This is a genomic window from Denitromonas ohlonensis (assembly GCF_007625205.1).
GTDB lineage: Bacteria > Pseudomonadota > Gammaproteobacteria > Burkholderiales > Rhodocyclaceae > Nitrogeniibacter > Nitrogeniibacter ohlonensis.
In genome coordinates this window covers 137688-159990 of record NZ_VMNI01000014.1, presented here as the reverse complement: position 1 = coordinate 159990, position 22303 = coordinate 137688, and the positions used below count along the sequence as shown (strand labels likewise).

Annotated in this window: 20 protein-coding genes and 1 pseudogene; 14 read left to right on the top strand and 7 right to left on the bottom strand. The window is 62.3% G+C overall.

Translation table 11 applies throughout. From position 1 onward, the window contains the following. Nucleotides 1-14: 14 nt before the first annotated feature. Nucleotides 15-254: a hypothetical protein gene (locus tag FHP89_RS14790; RefSeq protein WP_144179654.1), complete on the bottom strand. Its 240-nt coding sequence runs from the start codon at nucleotides 252-254 to the stop codon at nucleotides 15-17. A 428-nt stretch (nucleotides 255-682) separates the two neighbouring features. Between FHP89_RS14790 and FHP89_RS14785 the strand changes: the two genes are divergently transcribed. From FHP89_RS14785 to FHP89_RS14755, 7 genes and pseudogenes are all read left to right on the top strand, one after another. Further along, nucleotides 683-1945, top strand: coding sequence for a TolC family protein (locus tag FHP89_RS14785; RefSeq protein ID WP_144179655.1), 1263 nt, complete (start codon nucleotides 683-685; stop codon nucleotides 1943-1945). A 17-nt stretch (nucleotides 1946-1962) separates the two neighbouring features. Continuing rightward, entirely contained in the window at nucleotides 1963-2526 is a 564-nt protein-coding gene (locus tag FHP89_RS14780; protein WP_144179656.1) for a hypothetical protein, read from the top strand. Continuing rightward, nucleotides 2523-3635 (top strand): efflux RND transporter periplasmic adaptor subunit, encoded by a 1113-nt coding sequence (locus FHP89_RS14775; protein ID WP_144179657.1) that lies wholly within the window; start codon nucleotides 2523-2525, stop codon nucleotides 3633-3635. The genes FHP89_RS14780 and FHP89_RS14775 overlap by 4 nt, the downstream gene beginning before the upstream one ends. A gap of 15 nt (nucleotides 3636-3650) precedes the next feature. Then, a complete protein-coding gene (locus tag FHP89_RS14770; protein WP_144179658.1) occupies nucleotides 3651-6770 on the top strand; it encodes an efflux RND transporter permease subunit in 3120 nt (1039 codons plus the stop codon). Between the two features lie 42 nt (nucleotides 6771-6812). Then, nucleotides 6813-7199 (top strand): hypothetical protein, encoded by a 387-nt coding sequence (locus FHP89_RS14765; RefSeq protein ID WP_144179659.1) that lies wholly within the window; start codon nucleotides 6813-6815, stop codon nucleotides 7197-7199. Between the two features lie 184 nt (nucleotides 7200-7383). Next, on the top strand, nucleotides 7384-7938 hold the full coding sequence (locus FHP89_RS14760; RefSeq protein ID WP_144179660.1) for an ankyrin repeat domain-containing protein: 555 nt from the start codon (nucleotides 7384-7386) through the stop codon (nucleotides 7936-7938). Between the two features lie 165 nt (nucleotides 7939-8103). Beyond that, nucleotides 8104-8292: pseudogene (locus tag FHP89_RS14755) on the top strand (ATP-binding protein); the annotation flags it as partial. On the opposite strand, the gene pepN reads toward FHP89_RS14755, so the two are convergent. Further along, nucleotides 8293-10959, bottom strand: coding sequence for an aminopeptidase N (gene pepN / locus FHP89_RS14750; RefSeq protein ID WP_144179661.1), 2667 nt, complete (start codon nucleotides 10957-10959; stop codon nucleotides 8293-8295). A gap of 213 nt (nucleotides 10960-11172) precedes the next feature. Here pepN and FHP89_RS14745 point away from each other — a divergent pair, with 213 nt between their 5' ends. The 3 genes from FHP89_RS14745 to FHP89_RS14735 all read left to right on the top strand — a co-directional run bounded on the left by FHP89_RS14745 (nucleotide 11173) and on the right by FHP89_RS14735 (nucleotide 13611). Then, nucleotides 11173-11598: a rubrerythrin family protein gene (locus FHP89_RS14745; protein ID WP_144179662.1), complete on the top strand. Its 426-nt coding sequence runs from the start codon at nucleotides 11173-11175 to the stop codon at nucleotides 11596-11598. A 63-nt stretch (nucleotides 11599-11661) separates the two neighbouring features. After that, on the top strand, nucleotides 11662-13011 hold the full coding sequence (locus FHP89_RS14740) for a heterodisulfide reductase-related iron-sulfur binding cluster (RefSeq protein ID WP_144179663.1): 1350 nt from the start codon (nucleotides 11662-11664) through the stop codon (nucleotides 13009-13011). Between the two features lie 15 nt (nucleotides 13012-13026). After that, nucleotides 13027-13611 carry a DUF3501 family protein gene (locus FHP89_RS14735; RefSeq protein ID WP_144179664.1) on the top strand — a complete coding sequence of 195 codons (585 nt, stop codon included), beginning with the start codon at nucleotides 13027-13029 and terminating at the stop codon, nucleotides 13609-13611. A gap of 144 nt (nucleotides 13612-13755) precedes the next feature. Here the strand turns inward: FHP89_RS14735 and FHP89_RS14730 are convergent, their stop codons facing one another. After that, the gene (locus FHP89_RS14730; RefSeq protein WP_144179665.1) at nucleotides 13756-15324 is read right to left on the bottom strand and encodes a TRAP transporter large permease; all 1569 of its coding nucleotides are present in this window, start codon (nucleotides 15322-15324) and stop codon (nucleotides 13756-13758) included. Beyond that, nucleotides 15321-15896, bottom strand: a complete 576-nt coding sequence (locus tag FHP89_RS14725) for a TRAP transporter small permease subunit (RefSeq protein ID WP_144179666.1) — start codon at nucleotides 15894-15896, stop codon at nucleotides 15321-15323. Before FHP89_RS14725 ends, FHP89_RS14730 begins: the two co-directional genes overlap by 4 nt. Nucleotides 15897-16039: 143 nt before the next feature. Between FHP89_RS14725 and FHP89_RS14720 the strand changes: the two genes are divergently transcribed. The 4 genes from FHP89_RS14720 (at nucleotide 16040) to ribD (ending at nucleotide 19643) form a co-directional block, all read left to right on the top strand. Continuing rightward, on the top strand, nucleotides 16040-16687 hold the full coding sequence (locus FHP89_RS14720; RefSeq protein WP_144179667.1) for a histidine phosphatase family protein: 648 nt from the start codon (nucleotides 16040-16042) through the stop codon (nucleotides 16685-16687). 74 nt (nucleotides 16688-16761) lie between these two features. After that, the gene (gene glyA / locus FHP89_RS14715) at nucleotides 16762-18012 is read left to right on the top strand and encodes a serine hydroxymethyltransferase (RefSeq protein WP_144179668.1); all 1251 of its coding nucleotides are present in this window, start codon (nucleotides 16762-16764) and stop codon (nucleotides 18010-18012) included. Nucleotides 18013-18064: 52 nt separating this feature from the next. Next, complete coding sequence (nrdR, locus tag FHP89_RS14710; protein ID WP_144179669.1) at nucleotides 18065-18541, top strand: transcriptional regulator NrdR; 477 nt, start codon at nucleotides 18065-18067, stop codon at nucleotides 18539-18541. Between the two features lie 4 nt (nucleotides 18542-18545). Beyond that, nucleotides 18546-19643 (top strand): bifunctional diaminohydroxyphosphoribosylaminopyrimidine deaminase/5-amino-6-(5-phosphoribosylamino)uracil reductase RibD, encoded by a 1098-nt coding sequence (gene ribD, locus FHP89_RS14705; RefSeq protein WP_144179670.1) that lies wholly within the window; start codon nucleotides 18546-18548, stop codon nucleotides 19641-19643. Here ribD and FHP89_RS14700 read toward each other — a convergent pair. From FHP89_RS14700 to FHP89_RS14690, 3 genes are read right to left on the bottom strand one after another with little or no spacing between them, the layout of a single operon-like run. Further along, entirely contained in the window at nucleotides 19628-20383 is a 756-nt protein-coding gene (locus FHP89_RS14700; RefSeq protein ID WP_144179671.1) for a HesA/MoeB/ThiF family protein, read from the bottom strand. The genes ribD and FHP89_RS14700 overlap by 16 nt on opposite strands. Nucleotides 20384-20406: 23 nt before the next feature. Then, a complete protein-coding gene (locus FHP89_RS14695) occupies nucleotides 20407-20862 on the bottom strand; it encodes a hypothetical protein (RefSeq protein ID WP_144179672.1) in 456 nt (151 codons plus the stop codon). 30 nt (nucleotides 20863-20892) lie between these two features. Next, nucleotides 20893-22284, bottom strand: coding sequence for a S41 family peptidase (locus tag FHP89_RS14690; protein WP_144179673.1), 1392 nt, complete (start codon nucleotides 22282-22284; stop codon nucleotides 20893-20895). Nucleotides 22285-22303 lie beyond the last annotated feature (19 nt).

Here is a 22303-nt window from a genome sequence, read left to right as displayed (position 1 = left end):
TCAGAAGCCTGCATTCATGGTTCGCTTCTTGGATCAAGCCGGGTCGCCTCACAGGCCACCGCCACCTTGGAGCCACCAGCTTTTGTTGTCAGCATGGGGCTACGCGCAAGATCCCATTGCATCTGTTGGCGCGCTCGAACGAGTCCGCTCGCACTGACAGCGCCATCCGAGCAGCAGGGTTTTTCTTTAGGTACTTTCATATTACAATCCGCGCCCATGCGCCGTTTGCTGGTCACTCTCTTCTTGGTCTTCATGCCGCTACAACTCGGTTGGGCGGCGATGAGTGCCTATTGCCAGCACGAGTCAGGAACTGCCGCGGATCATGTCGGGCATCACGAACACCGCCATCAAGTCAGCGAGCGCGATTCTGACGAAACCCCCGGCGGGAAACACCTCGATTGTGGCTTCTGCCACTCAGCCTGCGCAGCGGCCCTCACCAACTGCGCGAATTCGACCGTATCAGTCGGTCCAGCCGTGAAGGCTGCATTCCCGCCACTCTTGCTCTCTACCGCACCCGCCACGGAACCCGAACGTCCCAAGTGGCTGAGCCCTGCCTGATCGGCAGGGCATTCGCGACGACTCCTACTTATCCCCCTCCGCACCGAGGTGGGGTGTGCGTCCCTAGCGGTGATCAGACCGCGTCCTGCCGATTTTCCGTGCCCTATTACTTACGGAGAATTGGATGTACAGCAAGAATCGCATTACCTGGCTGCCAGGCGCGTTGCTCGCGTTGGCGGCCACTGCGGCATGCGCGCAAAACGTGCCTGCCGCCACGCCTTCGACAACGCTGAAGCAGGCATTCGACGCTGCATGGGCCCGCCAGCCAGAAGCGCTGGCGGGAGACATGCGTCTGGAAGCCGGTCACGCCCGGCGATCAAGCGCCGATAGCTGGACGGCCGAACCCCTGTCGATTGAACTCGCAGGCAAGACCGACCAACTCGATCGCAATGAAGGCAGTCGTGAGTTCGAAGTCGGCATAACCGTCCCTCTGTGGCTTCCGGGGGAACGAGCCGCTGCCGGCTCCCTTGCCGAGGCCGAAATCAGTGCAAGCACAAGTCGCAGCCTTGCGGCGAAGCTGCGTACTGCCAACGCCGTACGGAGTGCGTATTGGGACTGGCAGCGCGCATCCATCGACGCCGGCCTCGCCGGTGAGCGCCTCACGAATTTTCGCAATCTGGCTTCTGACGTCGCGCGACGAGTAAAGGCCGGCGAGTTGGCACGTGCGGATCAGCACCAGGCGGACGGAGCGCTTGCGGGGGCGGAGGCCTCTTTGGCCGAAGCCGAGAGCGCACTGGCCGCAGCCATGCTTACGGTGCGAGCAGTCACCGGCGGCACCGCGCTCCAGCTAGCGCCTGGAAATACATCTATTGAACCGGAGCCTTCCGCAGGCAGGGAATCACCGCTGCCTGACGCTGAGCACCCGGTCGTTTCAGAACTGTTGGATCGGAGCGAAGTGGCGCGGCGAGCTGCAACGCTTGCAAGCACACAGCGTCGCGCCAACCCTGAACTGACTCTCGCAACAACCCGGGAACGCGGGGCATTTGGTGACGCATGGCAGCAAACAGTAACGCTTGGTGTGCGCATTCCTTTTGGCTCTGACTCCCGCAACCGCGCAAGCATCGCAGCCGCAAGCGCCGACGCAATTGAGGCAGAAGCACAGCTGACACTTGAACGGCAGCGCGTACTGAGTGACATCGACACTGCACGCAGTCGAGTGAAATCGGCACGAACCCAAATCGCCGCAGCGGAGCATCGTTCGCGACTCGCCGGCGAGTCGCGCGCATTTTTCCAGAAAGCATTCCGTATAGGTGAAGTCGATTTGCCGACCCGGCTGCGTATAGAGCTGGACGCTGCTGAAGCCGATCGCCAGCTCGCCAGCGCGCGTATCGAGTTTGCAGCGGCCATCTCCGCCTTGCGTCAGGCAATGGGCCTTCTTCCAGAATGAATATCAGGAACCTAGAAATGAAAGCACTTAGTAGTGTCATGGCATGGTGCATTGCCGCCCTGCTCTCGAGCGCCTCGCCGCACACTTTGGCCGGCGAAGGACATGATCATGGCGAGACCCCCGCGCCCGCCGCCGGCCCCGCCCTGCCTAGATTTACGGCGGCATCTGAACTCTTTGAGCTCGTCGGCATCGTCAATGGCAAGAGGATCACCCTGTATCTTGACCGCTTCGACGACAACAGCCCGGTCGAGGGCGCAAGTCTGGCGCTCGAACTCGGCGGTGTTTCCATCCCTGTCGAAAACCATGCCGTCGGAGAATTCGAGGCCACGCTTCAGCAGGAACTCGACTCCGGCGTCGTCGCCGTAACCGCAACGGTCATCGCCGGACAGGAAAGCGATCTGTTGGTCGGTGAACTAGATCTGCACGATGACGACGCCAGCACGCTGGCGGTAGCCGACGCGCCCGAGTGGAAGGCTTACGCGCCGTGGCTGGGTGCCGGCGTAGCCGCGATTGGACTCATCGGCTGGGCCGCGCAGAGAAAGGGAAGTGTTCGCAACGGTCAGGCAGGGGGTGCAGCATGAAGTCGAAGATTCTGATGCTCACACTGTTCCTGGCGGCGACGAGCGCCTCGTGGACTACCTTCGCAGGCGAGGGGCATAGCCATGGAGACGAGGGGCCTGCTGCTGCCAACACGAACGGCCCGGCGCGCCAGCCCGATGGCAGTGTTTTCCTCCCCAAGCCTGCTCAACGCCAGATTGCGGTACGCACGATTGTTGCAGAGACAGGCGAGTTGCCACGTACCTTGGCGCTCGCGGGGCGGGTGGTCATGGATCCAAACTCCGGCGGCAAGGTACAAGCGCTGGTCGCCGGTCGACTCGAAGCAGGACCGGGCGGCCTGCCCGCGTCAGGACAGACCGTAGAAAAGGGGACCGTGCTCGCGTATGTCGTGCCCTCTGTTGATCCCATCGAGCGCTCGAACCAGGTGGCCCAACTCGCCGAACTGAAGGCGACAAGGTCGCTTGCGGAAAAACGCCTGGCACGCCTGAGAGATCTTGCCGATACCGTTCCCCGAAAGGAGATCGAGGCGGCGGAGAGCGAACTGGCGAGCCTGACGGCAAGAGCCAAGGCAGTCAGCGGCGGACTCGGCAACCGTGATGCATTGGTGGCCCCGGTGTCGGGGGCGATTGCGTCAAGCAATGCCGTCGCCGGACAGGTTGTTGATGCGAGGGAGCTCATTTTCGAAATCGTCGACCCCCGACGAATGCGGGTCGAGGCACTGGCCTACGACACCGATATGACCTCTGACATTGCTGGTGCGAGCATCGCGGTTGGCGAATCGCGTGTGCCACTTGAGTTCATAGGTGCCGCAAGGCGCTTGCGAGAACAGGCTCTACCGCTGTCTTTTGCCGCCACGGGGGAAGCGCTCGAACGGCTGGCGGTGGGGCAGCCACTTGAAGTCTATGTGCAGACGCGCAGCACGATTGCCGGCATCCGGGTTCCCGCCGCATCGGTGCTGAAGAATCCGGCAAACCAGACCATTGTCTGGGTCAAGACCGCAGCCGAGCGATTCGAGCCGCGCACCGTCACCGTTGCTCCGCTCGACGGCGTCACCGTGGCGGTGACATCGGGCCTTGCCACAGGCGAGCGCGTCGCGACCGGCGCTGCGACCTTGATCAACCAGATTCGCTAACGGAGCACCCAACTGATGTTCAAGTGGCTATTAGACAACAGCCTGGGCAACCGCCTGCTGGTGATCATCGCGAGTATCGTGCTGATGGCCTACGGCGCATTCACGCTGTCACGCTCACCAGTGGATGTATTCCCCGATCTGAACAAACCGACCGTGACCATCATGACCGAATCGGGCGGCATGGCTGCCGAGGAAGTCGAGCAACTCATCACCTTCCCGCTCGAGACAACGATGAATGGTCTTCCGGGGGTAGAGTCCGTGCGCTCGATTTCTAGCTCAGGACTGTCGTTCATTTACGTGACGTTTGATTGGAGCACGGAAATTTTCCGTGCCCGGCAGATGGTATCCGAGCGGCTTTCCGCAATGGAGGAAGGACTACCAGCGGACGTGATTCCGCGGATGGGGCCGATCAGCTCGATCATGGGCGAGATCATGCAGATCGCGATCCCGATCGACACCATGAAGATGTCACCGATGCAGGTGCGAGAGTACGCAGACTGGGTGCTCCGCCCGCGGTTGATGGCCATCCCGGGCATCGCGCAGGTCATTCCGATCGGAGGCGAAGTTCGGCAGTTCCAGGTACAGCCGGATACTCGAAGGATGGCCGAACTCGAAATTTCGCTTGATCAGCTCGAGTCGGCAATACGCGGTTTTTCGTCGAACACATCGGGTGGCTTTCTCGAGTTGAACGGGCGCGAGTACTTGATCCGCAATCTCGGCCGCACCTCAAATCTTGACGACCTGAAAAACCTCGCAATTACGGCAAAGGAGGGACAGCCAATCCTGCTGAGGCAGATCGCGTCGGTTACCTTTGCCCCCGCCATCAAGCGCGGTGACGCAGGTTTCGAAGGAAAGCCCGCGGTCATTCTGGGAATCCAGAAACAACCCACAGCGGACACAATCCATCTGACACGTTCCATCGAGACTGCGCTCTCTGAAATGGGAAAGTCGTTGCCGGAGGGCATGGAGGCGCCACAGGTAACCTTCCGTCAAGCGAGTTTCATTGAGGCCTCGATCAGCACGCTACAGGGCAAACTCATTGGTGCATCGGTATTTGTTGCGGCGATCCTGTTTTTCTTCCTTGGAACCCTTCGCCCGACCGTGATTGCGCTGACGGCAATTCCGGTATCGATTTTCATGACCGCCCTGGTTTTCAAGTATTACGGGCTGTCAATCAACACAATGACACTTGGCGGGCTCGCAATTGCCATCGGTGGGCTCGTTGACGATGCAGTGGTTGGTGTCGAGAACGTGTTGCGGCGACTGAAGGAAGATCGCGTCAAGCATCCCGAGCACCATCTACACCCGATCGAACTGGTTGCCAGCGCGACCATGGAAGTGCGTTCGGCCATTCTGTACGCAACCGTGATCATCGTCCTCGTGTTCTTGCCGCTGTTCGCATTGCCCGGAATGGAAGGCAGGCTCTTTGTGCCGCTGGGCGTGGCGTTCATCGTGTCGACACTCGCCTCGCTGGTGGTGTCCGTGACGGTAACGCCCGTGTTGTCGTTTTACCTGCTGCCACGCATGAAGTCCCTGGAGCATGGCGATACCCGTGTTCTGGCCTGGCTCAAGGCGCGATATCGTAACGGCCTGCAGGCCGTCCTCGACAGGCCGAGAGCGGCAGTGGCCGCGGGAGCGGCTGCCATTCTCGTTGCAGCGGCGGCGGTTCCTTTCTTCCCGACAACGTTCTTGCCTCCATTCAATGAAGGGACGCTGCTCATCGGCATGCGCCTCAACCCCGGGGTAACGCTCGCCGAATCGACCGCACTCGCACAACAGGCCGAGGTATTGGTCAAGCAGGTGCCTGAAGTCACCCACGTCGGACGCCGCAGCGGACGCGCGGAACTGGACGAACATGCCGAAGGCGTGCACGTCAGCGAGCTCGATCTTGGACTCATTCCTACGTCCGAAATGACTCGCTCAATGGGAGAGATCACTGCCGACATTCGCTCACGACTCGTCAATATGCCGGCCGCAATCGCGATCGGACAGCCGATCTCGCACCGGATCGATCACATGCTGTCGGGCGTGAGGTCGCAAATTGCCATCAAGATTTTCGGAGAAGATCTCGATACGCTTCGGGGGCAGGCCGACGCCCTGCAGGCGCGCCTGTCCAGCATTCCAGGGCTTGCTGACCTCGAAATCGAGAAGCAAGTACTGGCGCCGCAGATCAAGGTACGCATCGACTATGCGGCCGCAGCTCGCTACGGCGTCCCTGCGCCCCAAATCCTGGCTACGCTACAGAGTCTGGTCGAAGGCGAAAAGGTGACGCAGATCGTAGAGGGCGGGAGGCGCTTCGCGCTGGTCGTGCGCCTGCCGGAATCTGCGCGCTCCGTCGATGGACTCGCGCAGATCCTTGTGGAAACGCCCACGGGGCATGTTCCCTTGTCGAAGCTCGCCTCCATCGAAGACGGCGACGGTCCCAATCAGATCAGCCGCGACGACGGCAAACGCCGTATCGTGTTGTCGGCCAATGCCCAGCAGCGTCCGCTGTCGGAGGTCGTCGCGGATATTCGTGCGACCGTGGCCGATATGAAATTGCCCGAGGGGTACTTCATCACGCTAGGTGGGCAGTTCCAGGCACAGGAAGAGGCCTCCAGACTCGTCGGCCTGTTGTCACTGATTTCGCTGGTGCTGATGTTCGTGGTCCTCTTCAGCCGCTACAAGTCCGTACGCCTCTCAGCGCTGATCATGGCAAACATTCCGCTCGCGCTCGTAGGCGCCGTGATCGGCCTTTGGATCTCGGGGCAACCGCTGTCGGTTGCAGCATTGATCGGCTTCATCACTCTGGCGGGCATATCGGTGCGAAACGGCATTCTGAAGGTCAGCCATTACATCAATCTGATGCGTATCGAAGGTGAGAGTTTTGATCACAAGATGATCGTTCGCGGCTCGTTGGAGCGCCTGTCGCCAGTCTTGATGACCGCTCTCGTGACCGCGTTTGCACTGGCACCGTTGCTATTCGAAGCGGAACGGCCAGGTACTGAGGTCCTGCACCCGGTCGCGGTGGTTATCTTTTCGGGCCTTATCAGCTCGACGCTGCTCGACACCTTCCTTACCCCAGTAATGTTCTGGCTCTTCGGTCGGCGTGATGCCGAGCGCCTGCTCTCTGATCACAATGCCGAAGCTTTCTGAACGTCATCGACGCCTCATCAACGAAACCCGAAAGGAGAAAAAATGAAGATTTCAAAACTGATCGTTGCGGTAGCCCTGTGCGCCAGCTTTTCAGCCATTGCCGCCGGCAAACATGACCATGGCCACGAGCACGAAGCCCTTCACGGTGGCGTGGTTACCGAGGTCAAGGACGTGGATCTGGAACTCGTAGCCCAGCCGGATCTCATTCAGTTGCATCTGCGCGATCACGGCAAACCCGTCGATGTCGCCAATGGCAGCGGGAAACTGACGATCCTCTCTGGCGCCGAAAAGCAGGAAGTCGAGTTGAAGCCCGCAGGCGAGAAACTTGAAGCCAGGGGGGCCTTCAAAGTCGGCGCTGGAACAAAGCTTGTCGCCGTTGTGACCGTGCCAGGCAAGCCCACGCTGACGGCGCGCTTTGCTCTCAAGTAACGTTTTTCCCGGTGGTCGCCTGCATGCAGGAGGGGACCACCGGCCTACGACTCGGCTGAAAAACATATCGGCGACGAAGGCCGCAACGCCGCTAGGCGACACACCTTTACAACCTTCCTGACACGCAATCGGGCATCTAGAAAAGGATGACGAACGGCATCATTTCCTCTTCGAATAAGCAATCGTGAGCAAGGCCCTGCCAGACGACATGACCAATATGCAAAGACCTCGACACCCTCCATCCTCAGTACAGCCATTGATTGACGCCATCAAGATGGATGATTTTAAAGCGCTGCAGCAGCTGCTTTCACTCGGCTCTCCAGACCAGCATCGCGACGCTCAAGGCTGCTCGGCGTTGTTCCACGCAGTCTATTGGCGAAAATGGACAATGGTCGAGGCACTGTTGAGCCATGGCGCGAACATCGACCTACAAGACGTCTCCGGCTGGACGCCACTATTCTGGGCAGCCTTCAATGGACATGCTGACATCGTTTCTCGACTGCTTAAGCTAGGCGCAGATCCAGACATTCGATCGCACGAAGGCGACTTTGCGCTGTTCTGGGCTGTATTCAAAGGCCATATCGATGTCGTACAAGTAATTGTTTCTGGCGGGAGCAAATGCGATGCTCTCGACGACTCTGGACTGAATGCGCTTGAATTGGCAGCCCTGGTTGGTCGCGACGACATAGTCCAGGCAATTAAAGACGCGCAGAACGCCGCTGATCGAAAGCTTCATTGAGATGGTCGTGATGGTCTTCATCGTTGAATCGACAGCCTGATCTATCAAATCGACAATCACCGCTTTCTCAATCACCACCGAACGAACGCAACCAGATCGGCGTGCTGGGAGTAAACATGTCGCAGTTCATCTCCATAGTTTGAAGACCCATTCTGCTCCCGAAGCCCCGAGGCGATCGGGCGTCTGTTCGAGCGCTTCTACCGCGCCGACCCGGCGAGGCAGCACACCAGCGAAGGCGCCGGGCTGGGCCTGGCGATCACCCATTCGATCATCGTCGCGCACGGCGGCAGCATCGCCGCCGAATCGCACGCGGGGCACACGCGCTTCATCATCACCCTGCCCCTCGCGCGCTGATCAGTCGGTCTTGCCGAGCGCCTTCTCCAGCACCTCGCGCACATCGGGCGACAGATCCTTCTCGCCGACCAGCGCCTCGATCTGCTCGCGGGCCAATGCCTGCTGCGCCGGGGTGAGGCGCCGCCAGTTTTCCAGCACCCGTGCCATGCGTGAGGCGACCTGCGGATTGCGCTTGTTCAGGTCGCGGATACGATCGGCCCAGAAGCGATAACCGGCGCCGTCGGCGCGATGGAACTCGGCCGGGTTGGCGCGGAAGTAGGCGCCAAACAAGGCGTAGATCTTGTTCGGATTGCTCAGACTGAAAGCCGGGTGCGACATCAGCGCCTCGATGCGCGCCAGCGCCGGCTCGGCGGAATCGATCCAGCGCCAGGCGCCGGCCTGGATGGCGAACCACTTGTCCATCACCAGCGCATCCTTGGCAAAACGCCGCTCGAAATCGGCCAGCGCGGTAGCGGCCTCGGCACTGGCCGGGCTGTGCACCAGCGCGGCCAGCGCGCCGAAGCGATCGGTCATGTGGCCCTCGCCGGTGGCGCGCGCCAAGGCCCGCTCAACGCCTTTGGCCACGCCCGCGGCGCACAGGTAGCGCTGCCCCAGATTGCGCAGCGCGCGCCGACCGGCGTCGGTCGGGTGATAGCGGTACTCGCCCGCGACGGACAGGCGGGCGTCCAGCCCCAGCCAGCTGTCGCCGAGCCGCTCGCCGATGCTGCGCATGAGCACGATCAGTGCACGACGCAGCGCGACCGGGTCCGCCGGCGTCATTTGTTCGAGCAGATAGGCTTCGGCCGGCAGCGTGAGTGCGACGGCGCGGTAAGCCGGGTCGAGCTTTTCGTTGTGCAACAAGGCGCCAAAGGCCGTCATGAACGCGTCGGGCACTTGCGGCAAGACGCCTTTCGCAGCGTCGGCCGTCATCGCCAGGATCACCCGCACCATGAACCGCTGTGCAGCGTCCCAGCGATTGAAGGGGTCGGAATCGTGGGCCATGCGGAAGGCCAGCCGGCGGTCGTCTTCGGTCAGCTCGAGAATGACCGGCGCCGAGAAGCCGCGCAGCAGCGAGGGGACAGGCTCGGCGTCAATACCCTCAAACACTAGGGTGGTGCTCGTGTCTTTGAGCTCGATGAGTCGGGTGGTCGCCCCGGCGCTAGTCTCACCGGCCAGTGTCAGCGGCAGGTCGGCGCCTTTCGGGCCGATCAGACCGAGCGCGACGGGCATGTGCAGCGCCTCGTCGCCATCGGGGCGCTGCTGGGTGAGGGTCAGCGTGTATTGACGCGCGGCAGCGTCGTAGCGCCCCTCGGCCAGCAGACGCGGCGTGCCGCGCTGGCTGTACCAGCGCATGAACTGGTCGAGATCCACCCCGTTGGCTTCGGACATGGCTTCGACAAAGTCGTCGCAGGTCACGGCCTGACCATCGTGGTAGCTGAAGTACAGATCCATGCCGTTGCGGAAGCCTTCGGCCCCGAGCAGCGTGTGCAGCATACGGATGACCTCGGCGCCCTTCTCGTACACCGTGGCGGTGTAGAAATTGTCGATGGCCTGGTACTGGTCGGGGCGGATCGGGTGCGCCATGGGGCCGGCGTCTTCGGGGAACTGGGCGGTGCGCAGCATGCGTACGTCCTCGATGCGCTTGACCGCGCGTGCCGACTCACCCCCGGCGGCGGCCAGCATGTCGGCCGAGAACTGCTGATCGCGGAAGACCGTCAGGCCTTCTTTCAGCGTGAGCTGGAACCAGTCCTGGCAGGTGACGCGGTTGCCGGTCCAGTTGTGGAAGTATTCATGCGCGACCACGCTCTCGATGTGCTCGTAGTCCACATCGGTGGCGGTATCGGGTTTGGCGAGGACGAACTTGGCGTTGAAGATGTTGAGGCCCTTGTTCTCCATCGCGCCCATGTTGAAGTCGCTGACGGCGACGATCATGTAGCGGTCGAGATCGAGTTCCAGACCAAAGGTCTTCTCGTCCCAACGCATCGAATGCACCAACGAATCCATGGCGTGATCGGCGCGGTCAAGATTGCCGTCCTCCACCCACACCTGCAGCAGCACCTCGCGGCCAGAGCGGGTCTTTTCGGTACGCTCGAGCACCACCAGATCGCCCGCCACCAGCGCAAACAGATAGCTCGGCTTGGGGAAGGGATCTTCCCAGATGGCAAAGTGGCGGCCACCATCCAGATCACCCGAATCCACCAGGTTGCCGTTCGACAGCAGCACCGGGAAAGCGGCCATGTCGGCCTCCAGCGTGACGGTGAAGCGCGCCATCACATCCGGCCGGTCGGGGAAGCAGGTGATGCGGCGAAAACCCTCCGCCTCGCACTGTGTGTACAGCCCGCCGCCCGAGTGATACAGGCCCGACAGCTCGGTGTTGGCCGAGGGATTGATCTGCGTGACCACCTCGACCAGCGCGGTATCGCGCTCACCGAGATCAATTTCCAGACCGGTGTCGGTTTCGCGCAGCGCCGTCTCCGCCACTTCGACACCATCGACGGTGAGCGACACGCGCGTGAGCCCTTCGGCCATCAATACCAGCGGCCCCGCCCCTCGGCGCTCGCAGTGCATGCGGTTGCGCACCACGGTGGCCTTGGCGTCGAGCGTGAAGTGCAGATCCACGCTCTGCACGGTCCAGGCCAGCGGCTGGTAGTCGATACGGCGAATGGTCGGGGCGTGTTCGGTTTTCATTCGAGAGGGCCTTGTCGTCGGCTGCGGTGATCGCGAAGCCTGCAGTGTACCGGCGGCGGCGGCCAATTGCAGCCGGCGCGCAGCGATAGCGCCCGCCTATGTTCGCCATTGGTCATTCCAATTTCATTCGGCGCAATCGGCCACCTATGTTGAAACTACCTTCCGGCATGTGTTCGCCGGTTGGGCGCCATCCGATCACTTTGGAGAACGACCATGCAACTTAAGGGAAGCAAGACCGAGGGCAACCTGAAAGCGGCGTTTGCGGGCGAATCCCAGGCCAATCGCCGCTATCTGTATTTTGCGAGCAAGGCCGACGTCGAAGGCTACAACGATGTCGCCGCCGTGTTCCGCTCCACGGCCGAAGGCGAAACCGGCCACGCCCACGGCCATCTGGAATATCTGGAAGCCTGTGGCGACCCGGCCACCGGCCTGCCCTTCGGCGCCACCGCTGACAACCTGGCCGCCGCCATTGCCGGCGAAACCCACGAGTACACCGACATGTATCCCGGCATGGCCAAGGAAGCCCGCGACGAAGGCTTCGATGAGATCGCCGACTGGTTCGAAACGCTGGCCAAGGCCGAGCGCAGCCACGCCAACAAGTTCCAGCGCACGCTCGACGAGGTCAAGGCCGACGCCTGAGCACGCGCCGCCGCCGGCACACGCCGGCGGCGTCTTCACCGATCACATCAAAAAAGGTGCCCCATGGCGTCCAACGGAATCGTCCGCGAAGGCAGTCTTGAAGCGCCCACGCGCCACCCGCTCGACTGGAAAAACCCCGACTTCTGGGACGAAGCCGCGCTCGACGCCGAACTCGAACGCGTCTTCAACGTCTGCCATGGCTGTCGGCGTTGCGTGAGCCTGTGCGGCGCCTTCCCGACGCTGTTCGATCTGGTCGATGAGGGCCCGACCGGCGAAGTCGATGGCGTGCCCAAGGCACGCTATGGCGAGGTGGTCGATCAGTGCTATCTGTGCGACATGTGCTATATGTCGAAATGCCCCTATGTGCCGCCGCACGAGTGGAATATCGACTTTCCGCACCTGATGCTGCGCGCCAAGGCGGTCGAGCGAAAACGCACCGGCCCGCGCCTGCGCGACACCGTGCTCTCCTCCACCGACAAGACCGGTTTGTTCGCCGGCATCCCGGTGGTCACCCAGACCATCAACGCGGTCAATCGCACCCAGCCGATGCGCGCGCTGATGGAGAAGACGCTGGGCGTGGACGCCAAGGCCTGGCTGCCGAGTTTTGCCACCCGCAAGTTCCGCTCCGCCGCGGGCGACGCCGTCGCCACCGAGGTCAAAGACGGCCAGCGCACGCCCGGCAAAGTCGTGCTTTTTTCCACCTGCTTCATCAATTACAACGAGCCGGGCATCGGACTCGACTTGGTGGCGATTCTCGACCACAACGAGATCCCCTGGCGGCTCGCCAAAAAAGAAGCCTGCTGCGGCATGCCCAAGCTGGAGCAAGGCGATCTGGACGGCGTCGAGGCGCTCAAAAACATCAACATGCCGCAACTGGTGGCGCTGGCCCGCGAGGGCTACGCCATTCTGACCGGCGTGCCCTCCTGTACGCTGATGTTCAAGCAGGAGTTGCCCCACATGTTCCCGGACGACCCCGATGTGCTGGCCGTGCGCGACGCCATGTGGGAGCCCTTCGAATATCTGGTTGCCCGCCACAAGGACGGCCTGCTCAAGACCGACTTCAAGGACAAGCTCGGAAAAATCGCCTACCACGTGCCCTGCCACGGCCGCGTGCAGGCGATTGGCCGCAAGACTGAAGAATTCCTCAAGAAGATTGCGGGGCTTGAAGTGGACACCACCGAACGCTGCTCCGGCCATGCCGGCACCTTTGGCGTCAAGAAGGAGTTCCACGCCATGGCGATGAAGATCGGCCGACCGGTGTTTCGCAAGATGGCCGAATTCGAACCCGACTTCATCAGCTCCGACTGCCCGCTGGGTGGGCATCATCTCGCCCAGGGCATCGAACAGAATCACCAGAAAACGCCCGAGCTCGCGCACCCGATCAGCCTGGTGCGGCGCGCCTACGGCATCTGAAGGAGAGCCCCGCCCATGCCGCATCTGACCCGCAACGCGCTCTGGTCACTTGAAGAATACGCCGAGCGTCGCCCCGCGTTCCGCCAGGAGGTGATGGCCCACAAGCGCCGTCGCGCCGTACATCTGGGCCCGAACGTCACCTTGTTGTTCGAGGATGAAATCACGGTCCGTTATCAGATCCAGGAAATGTTGCGCATCGAACGCACCTTTGAGGCGGCGGGCATTCAGGACGAGCTGGACGTGTACAACCCGCTGATTCCGGACGGCAGCAACCTCAAGGCCACGATGCTTATCGAATACCCCGACCCCGAAGAGCGAGCGGCTCAGCTGCAGGTGCTGCGGGGCATTGAAAGAGCCGTGTGGGTGCAGGCCGAAGGCTGCCCGCCCAGCTTCGCCATTGCCGATGAAGATCTCGACCGGGAGAACGACACCAAGACCTCATCGGTGCACTTTCTGCGCTTCGAGCTGAGCGAGGCAGCGATTACCGCGCTCAAGAATGGTGCAGCACTGGGGATGGGTATCGACCACCCCGCCTACACGGTGGCCCTTGAGGAAATTGCACCGGAAACGCAGTTCGCGCTGGTGTCGGATTTGCACTGACACAACTGGCCAGCGACGCCTGGGCACGGGTCGAACACCATCGGGCGGTCTGCGCCATCGCAGTGCTAGGTCAGCATGTCAGGCGCACAAAAACACAAAGGGGCCAACGAGGCCCCTTTGTGTTTCTTGCATCAAGCGCCGAACTTATTTCGTTTCCGGCGCCGGTGCATCGCGCAACGCATCCATCAGCGCCGCGTTCGGATCCGGCTCGGCAGCCGGGGCCGCACCGCCACCATCGCTATCTTGCAGGCTCGGGAAGGCCGGCGTGTCGTATGCACTGCCGCCACCGTAGCTGTTCTGCTGGATGTTGATTTCCACGGCATCGAGATCAACCTCGACATGTTCATCAAGCCCGCCGGTAACGATCCCCGGGAAAACCAGAATCATGATCAAGGCGAAGACCTGGATGGCGATAAAGGCAATCACCCCACGATAGATCTGCATGGTCTTGATGCCGGCAATCGTCTTGCCCGTCTGGGTGTCCTCATAGGATGTCGATGGCGCCACACTGCGTAAGTAGAACAGGGCGAAACCGAAGGGCGGCGTCAGGAACGAGGTCTGCATGTTCATGCCGATCAGCACCAGGAACCACACCATGTCGATGCCCAGCTTCTCAGCCACCGGCGCGAACAGCGGCAGCAGGATGAAGGCGATCTCGAAGAAGTCGATGAAGAAACCCAAGACAAAGACCAGCGCACTGACCACCACCAGGAAGCCCCACTGACCACCCGGCACCAGGCTGAACAGGTGCTCGACCCACAGGTCACCGTTGACCGCGCGGAAGGTCAGCGCGAACACGGTGGAACCGATCAGAATGAACATCACGAAGGTGGCCAGGTTACCGGTGGTATCCAGCGCGCTGCGCACCATTTCGTAGTTCAGACGCTTGCGGATCCAGGCCAGTGCCAGCGCACCGACCGCGCCCATGGCGCCGCCTTCGGTCGGCGTGGCCAGACCGATGAAGATCGTGCCCAGCACCAGGAAAATCAGCACCACCGGCGGCACCATGGCGACCAGCACCCGCATCAACAGTGCCTTGCCTTGCAGCGTACGCGCCTCTTTGGGCAAGGCCGGCACGGCGTCTGGTTTGACGATGGTCATCACGAAGATGTACAGCACCAGAAGACCGACCAGCATCAGCGACGGGATGATCGCACCGGCGTAGGCATCACCCACCGACACGCCAAGCACGTCGGCCAGCACGATCAGCACCAGTGAGGGCGGAATGATCTGGGCCAGCGTACCGGAGGCGCAGATCACGCCAGCCGACACTTCTCGCGAGTAGCCGTAGCGCAGCATCACCGGCAGGGAGATCAGGCCCATCGAGATCACCGAGGCCGCCACCACACCGGTGGTTGCCGCCAGCAGCGCGCCGACAAAAATCACGGCGTAAGCGATACCGCCGCGGATCGGGCCAAACAGCTGCCCCGCCGATTCGAGCAGGTCTTCGGCCATGCCGGAGCGCTCGAGGATGATGCCCATGAAGGTGAAGAACGGAATGGCCAGCAGCGTGTCGTTGGACATGATGCCGAGCACGCGCTCAGGCAGCGCCTGCAGCAAGGCCGGCGTGAGCATGCCCAGTTCGATACCGACAAAACCGAAGAACAGACCGTTCGCGGCCAGCGCAAACGCCACCGGGAAGCCGCTGAGCAAGAAGATGATCAGCGAGCCGAACATCAGGGGCGCCATGTTGGCGATCAGAAACTCAGTCATTTCGTGCCCTCCTGAGCATCACCGCCAGCAGCCACACCATGCTCCACCGGTTTTTCCAGCGGGTCGGGCCCGTGGCCCGTCAAAAACGCGACCCGTTTGATCAGTTCAGAAATCGCCTGCAGCGCCAGCAGACCGAAACCCACCGGAATCAGCAAACGCACCGGCCAGCGGATCAGGCCGCCGGCATTGGAGGACTCTTCCATATTCACGTAGGAATCGACGAAGCCGGGCCACGACATCCACATGATCATGGTCGCGACCGGGATCAGGAAGACCACGATGCCGATTACGTCCACCCAGTTCCGGCCCTTGGCCGACATGCGGTTGGAGATCAGGTCGATCCGCACATGCTGGTTACGCAGAAAGGTGTAGCCCGCACACAGCGTGAACACCGCCGCGAACAGATACCACTGAACTTCAAGCATCGCGTTGGAACTGAGGCTGAAGCCGTAACGGCTGAAGGCGTTGCCGGCGCTGATCACGGATGCGGCCAGCACCAGCCAGATCGTGAATTGCCCGACGCGTGTGTTGATCCAATCGATCAGCGCAGCAAGTTTCAATAATAAGGACACGGATCGTCCCCTCCCGACTCGTTTTAGAATGGCCAGACACCGACTCGCAGAATCCGGCTTTTAACGGGCCGCATTATCCCGTCTCCCCACGTTCAGGCATATCAGGGGAAACGCCTAAGCCCTCCTGACAATCAAACAAACACATGACTCAAATCCTCAGCATCTGCCTCGTCCGCCACGGCGAAACCACCTGGAACGCCGAGCACCGCCTCCAGGGCCATACGGACATTCCCTTGAACGACACCGGCCGGGCCCAGGCAGCCGCCACGGCCCGCCTGCTGGCCGCGCACCGTTTCGATGCGGCTTACACCAGTGATCTGAGCCGTGCGGCCGACACGGCACGCGCCATTGGCGAGCGCATCGGGCTGAACGCCACGCCGATGGCGGCCCTGCGCGAACGTCACTACGGCGTCTTTCAAGGGCTGACCTACGACGAAGCGCAGGTTCGCCATCCCGAGGCCTACGCGCATTTCAAGGCCCGAACACCCGATCATCCACTGCCTGGCGGGGGCGAGAGCCTGAGCACATTTGCCGGGCGCATCGCGACGGCGCTTGACGATCTGGTGCAGCGCCACGCAGGTCAGCAGATTCTGGTCGTCGCCCACGGCGGTGTCCTTGACATCATCTATCGCATCGCCAGCGGACGCTCGCTGAGCCAGGCGCGCGACTTCAAAATACCGAACGCCGCGCTCAACTGGATCCGCCACGAGGCACCGGCCACATGGTCGATCGATCAATGGGCGGAAGAGGCTCACCTGAGTGCCGCCCGCGACGAATTGCCCAACAGCTGAGCACGCCTGCCGGTGGGAATTTCCGCCAATCTGCTGATAGAATTCGCTTTTGACCCTGCCATAGACCCAAGACCATGTTTTCCAAGAAAAACACGCTCGCCAGCACCGATCCGGAACTGTGGGAAGCCATCACGGCTGAAAACCGCCGTCAAGAAGCCCACATCGAACTGATCGCCTCCGAAAACTACGTGAGCCACGCTGTCATGGAAGCCCAGGGCTCCCAGCTCACCAACAAGTACGCCGAAGGCTATCCGGGCAAGCGTTACTACGGCGGCTGCGAGCATGTCGACGTGGCCGAGCAGCTGGCCATCGACCGCGCCAAGGCCCTGTTCGGCGCCGAGGCCGCCAACGTGCAGCCCAACTCGGGCTCGCAGGCCAACCAGGCCGTGCTGATGGCCTTCCTCAAGCCGGGCGACACCATCATGGGCATGAGCCTGGCCGAAGGCGGCCACCTCACCCACGGCATGGCGCTCAACATGAGCGGCAAGTGGTTCAACGTGGTCTCCTATGGCCTCGACAAGAACGAAGCCATCGATTACGACGCCATGGAGCGTCTCGCCCATGAGCACAAGCCGAAGCTGATCATCGCCGGCGCCTCGGCCTACTCGCTGCGCATCGACTTCGAGCGTTTCGCCAAGGTCGCCAAGGCCGTTGGTGCCGTCTTCATGGTCGACATGGCGCACTACGCCGGTCTGATCGCCGCCGGCTTCTACCCCAACCCGGTGCCACACGCCGACGTGGTCACCACCACCACGCACAAAACCCTGCGCGGCCCGCGCGGCGGCCTGATCCTGATGAAAGAGGAACACGCCAAAGCCATCAACTCGGCCATCTTCCCGGGTCTGCAGGGCGGTCCGCTGATGCATGTCATCGCCGCCAAGGCCACGGCCTTCAAAGAGGCCATGAAGCCGACGTTCAAGAATTACCAGGAACAGGTTCTGGCCAACGCCCGCGTCATGGCACGTGTGCTCGGCGAAGAGCGCGGCCTGCGCATCGTCTCGGGCGGCACCGAAAGCCACGTCTTCCTGGTCGACCTGCGCAACAAGCATGTCACCGGCAAAGTGGCCGAAGCCGCACTGGGCATGGCGCACATCACGGTCAACAAGAACGCCATTCCGAACGACCCGGAAAAGCCTTTTGTCACCTCGGGCATCCGTCTCGGCTCGCCAGCCATGACCACCCGTGGCTTTACCGAGATCGAAGCCGAGAAAATCGCCCACCTGGTGGCCGATGTTCTTGATGCGCCCGACGACGTGGCCAACCTGGAGCGCGTGCGCGCCCAAGTGTCCGCGCTGTGCGCCAAGTTCCCGGTCTACGGCGACTGAGCACCGATCAGCGGGCGCCAAGTGCGCCCGCTGGCCCGGACACCTCCCCCACATGAAATGCCCCTTCTGCAGCGACCCCTCGACACAGGTCACCGATACCCGTGAAAACGAGGACGGCGACATCGTTCGCCGTCGTCGTCGCTGCGTCAAATGCGACAAGCGCTTCACCACCTATGAGCGCATCGACCTCAAGATGCCGCATATCGTGAAGCGCAACGGGCATCGCGCTGAGTTCGATCGCAGCAAGGTACTCGCCAGCATGACGCTGGCCCTGCGCAAGCGCCCGGTGGCCGTCGAAGACATCGAAGCCGCTGCCGCCCGCATCGAAGGCAAACTGCTGGCCATGGGTGAGCGCGAGCTGCCCTCGGTCAAGGTCGGCGAACTGGTGATGCGTGAGCTCAAGAAGCTCGACAAGGTCGCCTATGTGCGCTTCGCCTCGGTCTATCGCAATTTCGAAGACGTCGACGCCTTCTCAGAAGCCGTGCGCGAGGTGTCACGCACCCGCGGTCGCCCGCCCAAGTCCGACTGACCCCATGGGTTTCTCCGCACTCGACCATCAGCACATGGCCCGTGCGCTGCAACTGGCCGAACAAGGCCTCTGCACAACCACGCCCAACCCCCGCGTCGGTTGCGTCATCGCCCAGGGCGACACGATCGTCGGCGAAGGCTGGCATCGTCGCGCCGGCGAGGCACACGCCGAAGTCCACGCCTTGCGCGCGGCAGGTGCCAAAGCGCAAGGCGCGACCGCCTATGTCACGTTGGAGCCCTGCGCCCACCACGGCCGCACGCCGCCCTGCGCCGATGCGCTCATCGCCGCCAAGATCGCGCGTGTGGTCATCGCCATGGGCGACCCCAACCCGCTGGTGGCCGGCCAGGGCATCGCCCGCCTCGAACAGGCCGGCATCCCGACGCAAGTCGGTCTGCTCGGCGCCGACGCGGCGGAGTTGAATCTCGGTTTCGTTTCGCGCATGACCCGGACGCGGCCCTGGGTGCGCCTGAAAGCAGCCACGACGCTGGACGGCAAGACCGCGCTCAACAACGGTGTCAGCCAGTGGATTACCGGCAGCGCCGCACGCGCCGATGGCCACCGCTGGCGCGCACGCGCCTGCGCCATCCTGACCGGCTTCGGCACCGTTCGCGCCGACGACCCGCTGCTCACCGTGCGCGATGTGCCGTGCAGCCGGCAACCACTCCGCGTGCTGGTCGACGCCCGTTTTGAAGTCAGCCCCACGGCCCGCCTGTTCAATGGCGACCCGGTGCTGGTGGTGACGGCGGTATCGAATCCGGAAAAAGCCGCGGCGCTCGCCGGGCGCAATGTGGACACGCTGCAGTTACCCAACGCACACGGCAAGGTCGACCTCCCCGCCTTGCTCAGCGCGCTCGCCCAACGTGGCGTGAACGAACTCCATGTCGAAGCCGGCTTCAAGCTCAACGGCTCGCTGCTGCGCGAAAACTGCGTGGATGAACTGCTGCTCTACACCGCACCGATGCTGGTCGGCGATAGCGCTCAAGGGCTATTCAATCTGCCCGAGCTGACGTCGCTGGAACACGCTCGCCAGCTCGAATGGCGCGACGTCCGCCTCATCGGCAAGGACGTCCGGCTCATTGGCCGCTTTCAACCCGCCGACTGACCGCACACCGCGCAGGCCGGGTCTTTGGATAGACCAATGCCGCGCCACTCCATGTTCAGGCCGTCGAGCAGCAATACCCGCCCGGCCAGCGATGTGCCAATCCCCGCCAGCAATTTCAGGGCTTCAGCGGCCTGTGCCGCGCCAATGATGCCGGTGATCGGGGCGAACACGCCCATCACCGCGCAACGCACCTGCTCCACGTCTTCGCCCTCGGGGAAGAGACAGTGGTAGCACGGGCTCTCATCGCCACGCAGGTCGAACACATAAAGCTGCCCGTCGAAACGAATGGCCGCGCCAGAGACCAGCGGTTTGCGGTGAATGTGGCACGCGCGATTGATCGCATGCCGTGTTTCGAAGTTATCGGAGCAGTCGAGCACGACATCGGCCGCCGCCACCTCCTCCAGCAGCGCCTCGCCCGACAGGCGCCGCGCCAGCGGCACGACCTGCACCTCAGGATTGAGCCGGCGCAGCGTGGCCTGACCCGACAGCACCTTGGGTTGCCCGACCGCCTCAGCGGTATGCAGGATCTGACGCTGCAGATTGGTCAGATCGACGTCGTCGTCGTCGACCAGCACCAGTGTCCCGACACCGGCCGCGGCAAGATACATGGCCGCCGGCGAGCCGAGGCCGCCCGCGCCAACCACCAGCACACGCGCATCGACAAAGGCTTGCTGGCCCTCGACACCGATTTCGGGCAACAGAATATGGCGGCTGTACCGCAGGAGTTGATCGTCATTCATGGCAGCAGTCGCGCGGGATAGGCTTACTTGTAGTCGCGCAGTTCGACCGGCGTTTCGTCATGATCGCCGTGCGGATGGTGGTCATAGACCTTGATGTACACCTCGTTGGACTGCTTGATCAGCCGTTCGGGCGACTCAATGTTGTGGCGCTGCGTCTCTTCGCTGAAATACACCAGCGCGCGCACCAGCTTCACATACAAGGAGTTATCCAGATGGAAGCCGGCATCGCGCAGCGCGTTTTCGAGCAACTCCAGCGAAAAGTCGAGTACCGAGTACTCGACCACGACACATAATTCGCGCGCCCCCGGCTCCGCTTTCAGCCCACGCAAGCGACGCAACGCCCCCAGGGCGCGCTCAACCTGCCCGGGCGGCAAGGGGCGAAAGCGGATCTCACGCGTCTTGATCAGCCCGCTGGCGCCAGCACCCGCATGAGATTCATGCCGCCTGCCCGCCAGCTTGTAGGCCGTTTCACGGCGCATGATTACCCCCTTCGCGTCATGGTTACTTGATTACTTTGCATTCTGGACGATCTCTCGCCCCTTGAGAAGGTTCAAGGCCTGCTGAAACTGGAAATCTTCCTCGCTGGCGGGCTCGATCCGCTTGAACGGCGTATCGCTGGCCTTGTCTTCCTCAGTGGCCGCACGCGCTGCTTCACGCACCGCCAGTGCCTTGCGCTCGGCTTCCGGGTCCTTGTCGTTCTCAAGGTGACCGCGCAGGTCCGCCTCGCGAATACGCATCTGCGCCGAGGTGTCCTGCGGATCTTCGACCTTGTAATCCGGCTCGATGCCCTTGGCCTGAATCGAACGCCCACCCGGCGTGTAATAGCGCGCCGTGGTCAGCTTGATGGCGGTGTTGTTGGTCAGCGGCAAAATGGTTTGCACCGAGCCCTTGCCGAAGGTCTGAGTGCCGAGCACCTTGGCGCGCTTGTGATCCTGAAGCGCGCCGGCGACGATCTCGGACGCTGACGCCGATCCACCGTTCACCAGCACAACCATCGGCACATTCTTGACACCGGCCGGCAGGTCTTTCAGGAAGTCAGTCCGCGTGCCACGAAGGTAGTCATCGGGCGTGGCCAGATACTTGCGCTTGGCGTCCGGCGTACGACCGTCGGTCGACACCACCAGCGTATCTGCCGGCAAGAATGCCGCCGACACACCTACCGCGCCATGCAGCAAGCCGCCCGGGTCATTGCGCAAATCAAGCACCAGGCCAGCGAGCGGTCCCTTGGCATAGAGCTGCGTCAGGTGCTCGGCCAGCGAGGCAGCCGTGGCCTCCTGGAACTGCACCACGCGCACATAGCCGAAGCCTGGCTCGACCAGCTTCGACTTCACGCTGCGCACCTTGATGATCTCGCGCACGATGGTCACCACCAGCGGCTTTTCGTCGCCCTTGCGAACGATGGTCAGCACGATCTTGGTGTTCGGCTTGCCCCGCATCTGCTTGACCGCATCACCCAGCGACATGCCCTTGACGGGGGTCTCGTCGAGTTTGACGATCAGGTCGCCGGCCTTGACGCCCGCGCGGAAGGCCGGCGTATCTTCGATCGGGGAGATGACCTTGACGAAGCCATCTTCCATGCCGACCTCAATGCCGAGGCCGCCGAATTCGCCCTGCGTCCCCACTTGCAGATCCTTGAACGCATCGGCATCCAGATAGGCCGAGTGCGGGTCGAGCCCGGTCAGCATGCCGCTGATCGCGTCGGTCAGCAGCGCCTTGTCTTCCACCGGCTCGACATAGCCCTGTTTGATGGCATTGAACACATCGGCCAGCGCGCGCAATTCCTGCATGGGCAGCGGCGCCAGAGCCGCCTTGTCGGCATTGGCCGGAAAATTCAGACTGATCAGGACGCCCGCACACATACCGGTGAAGACCAATCCAAACTGCTGCAATTTGCTACGCATGACGACTCCAAACGATGGG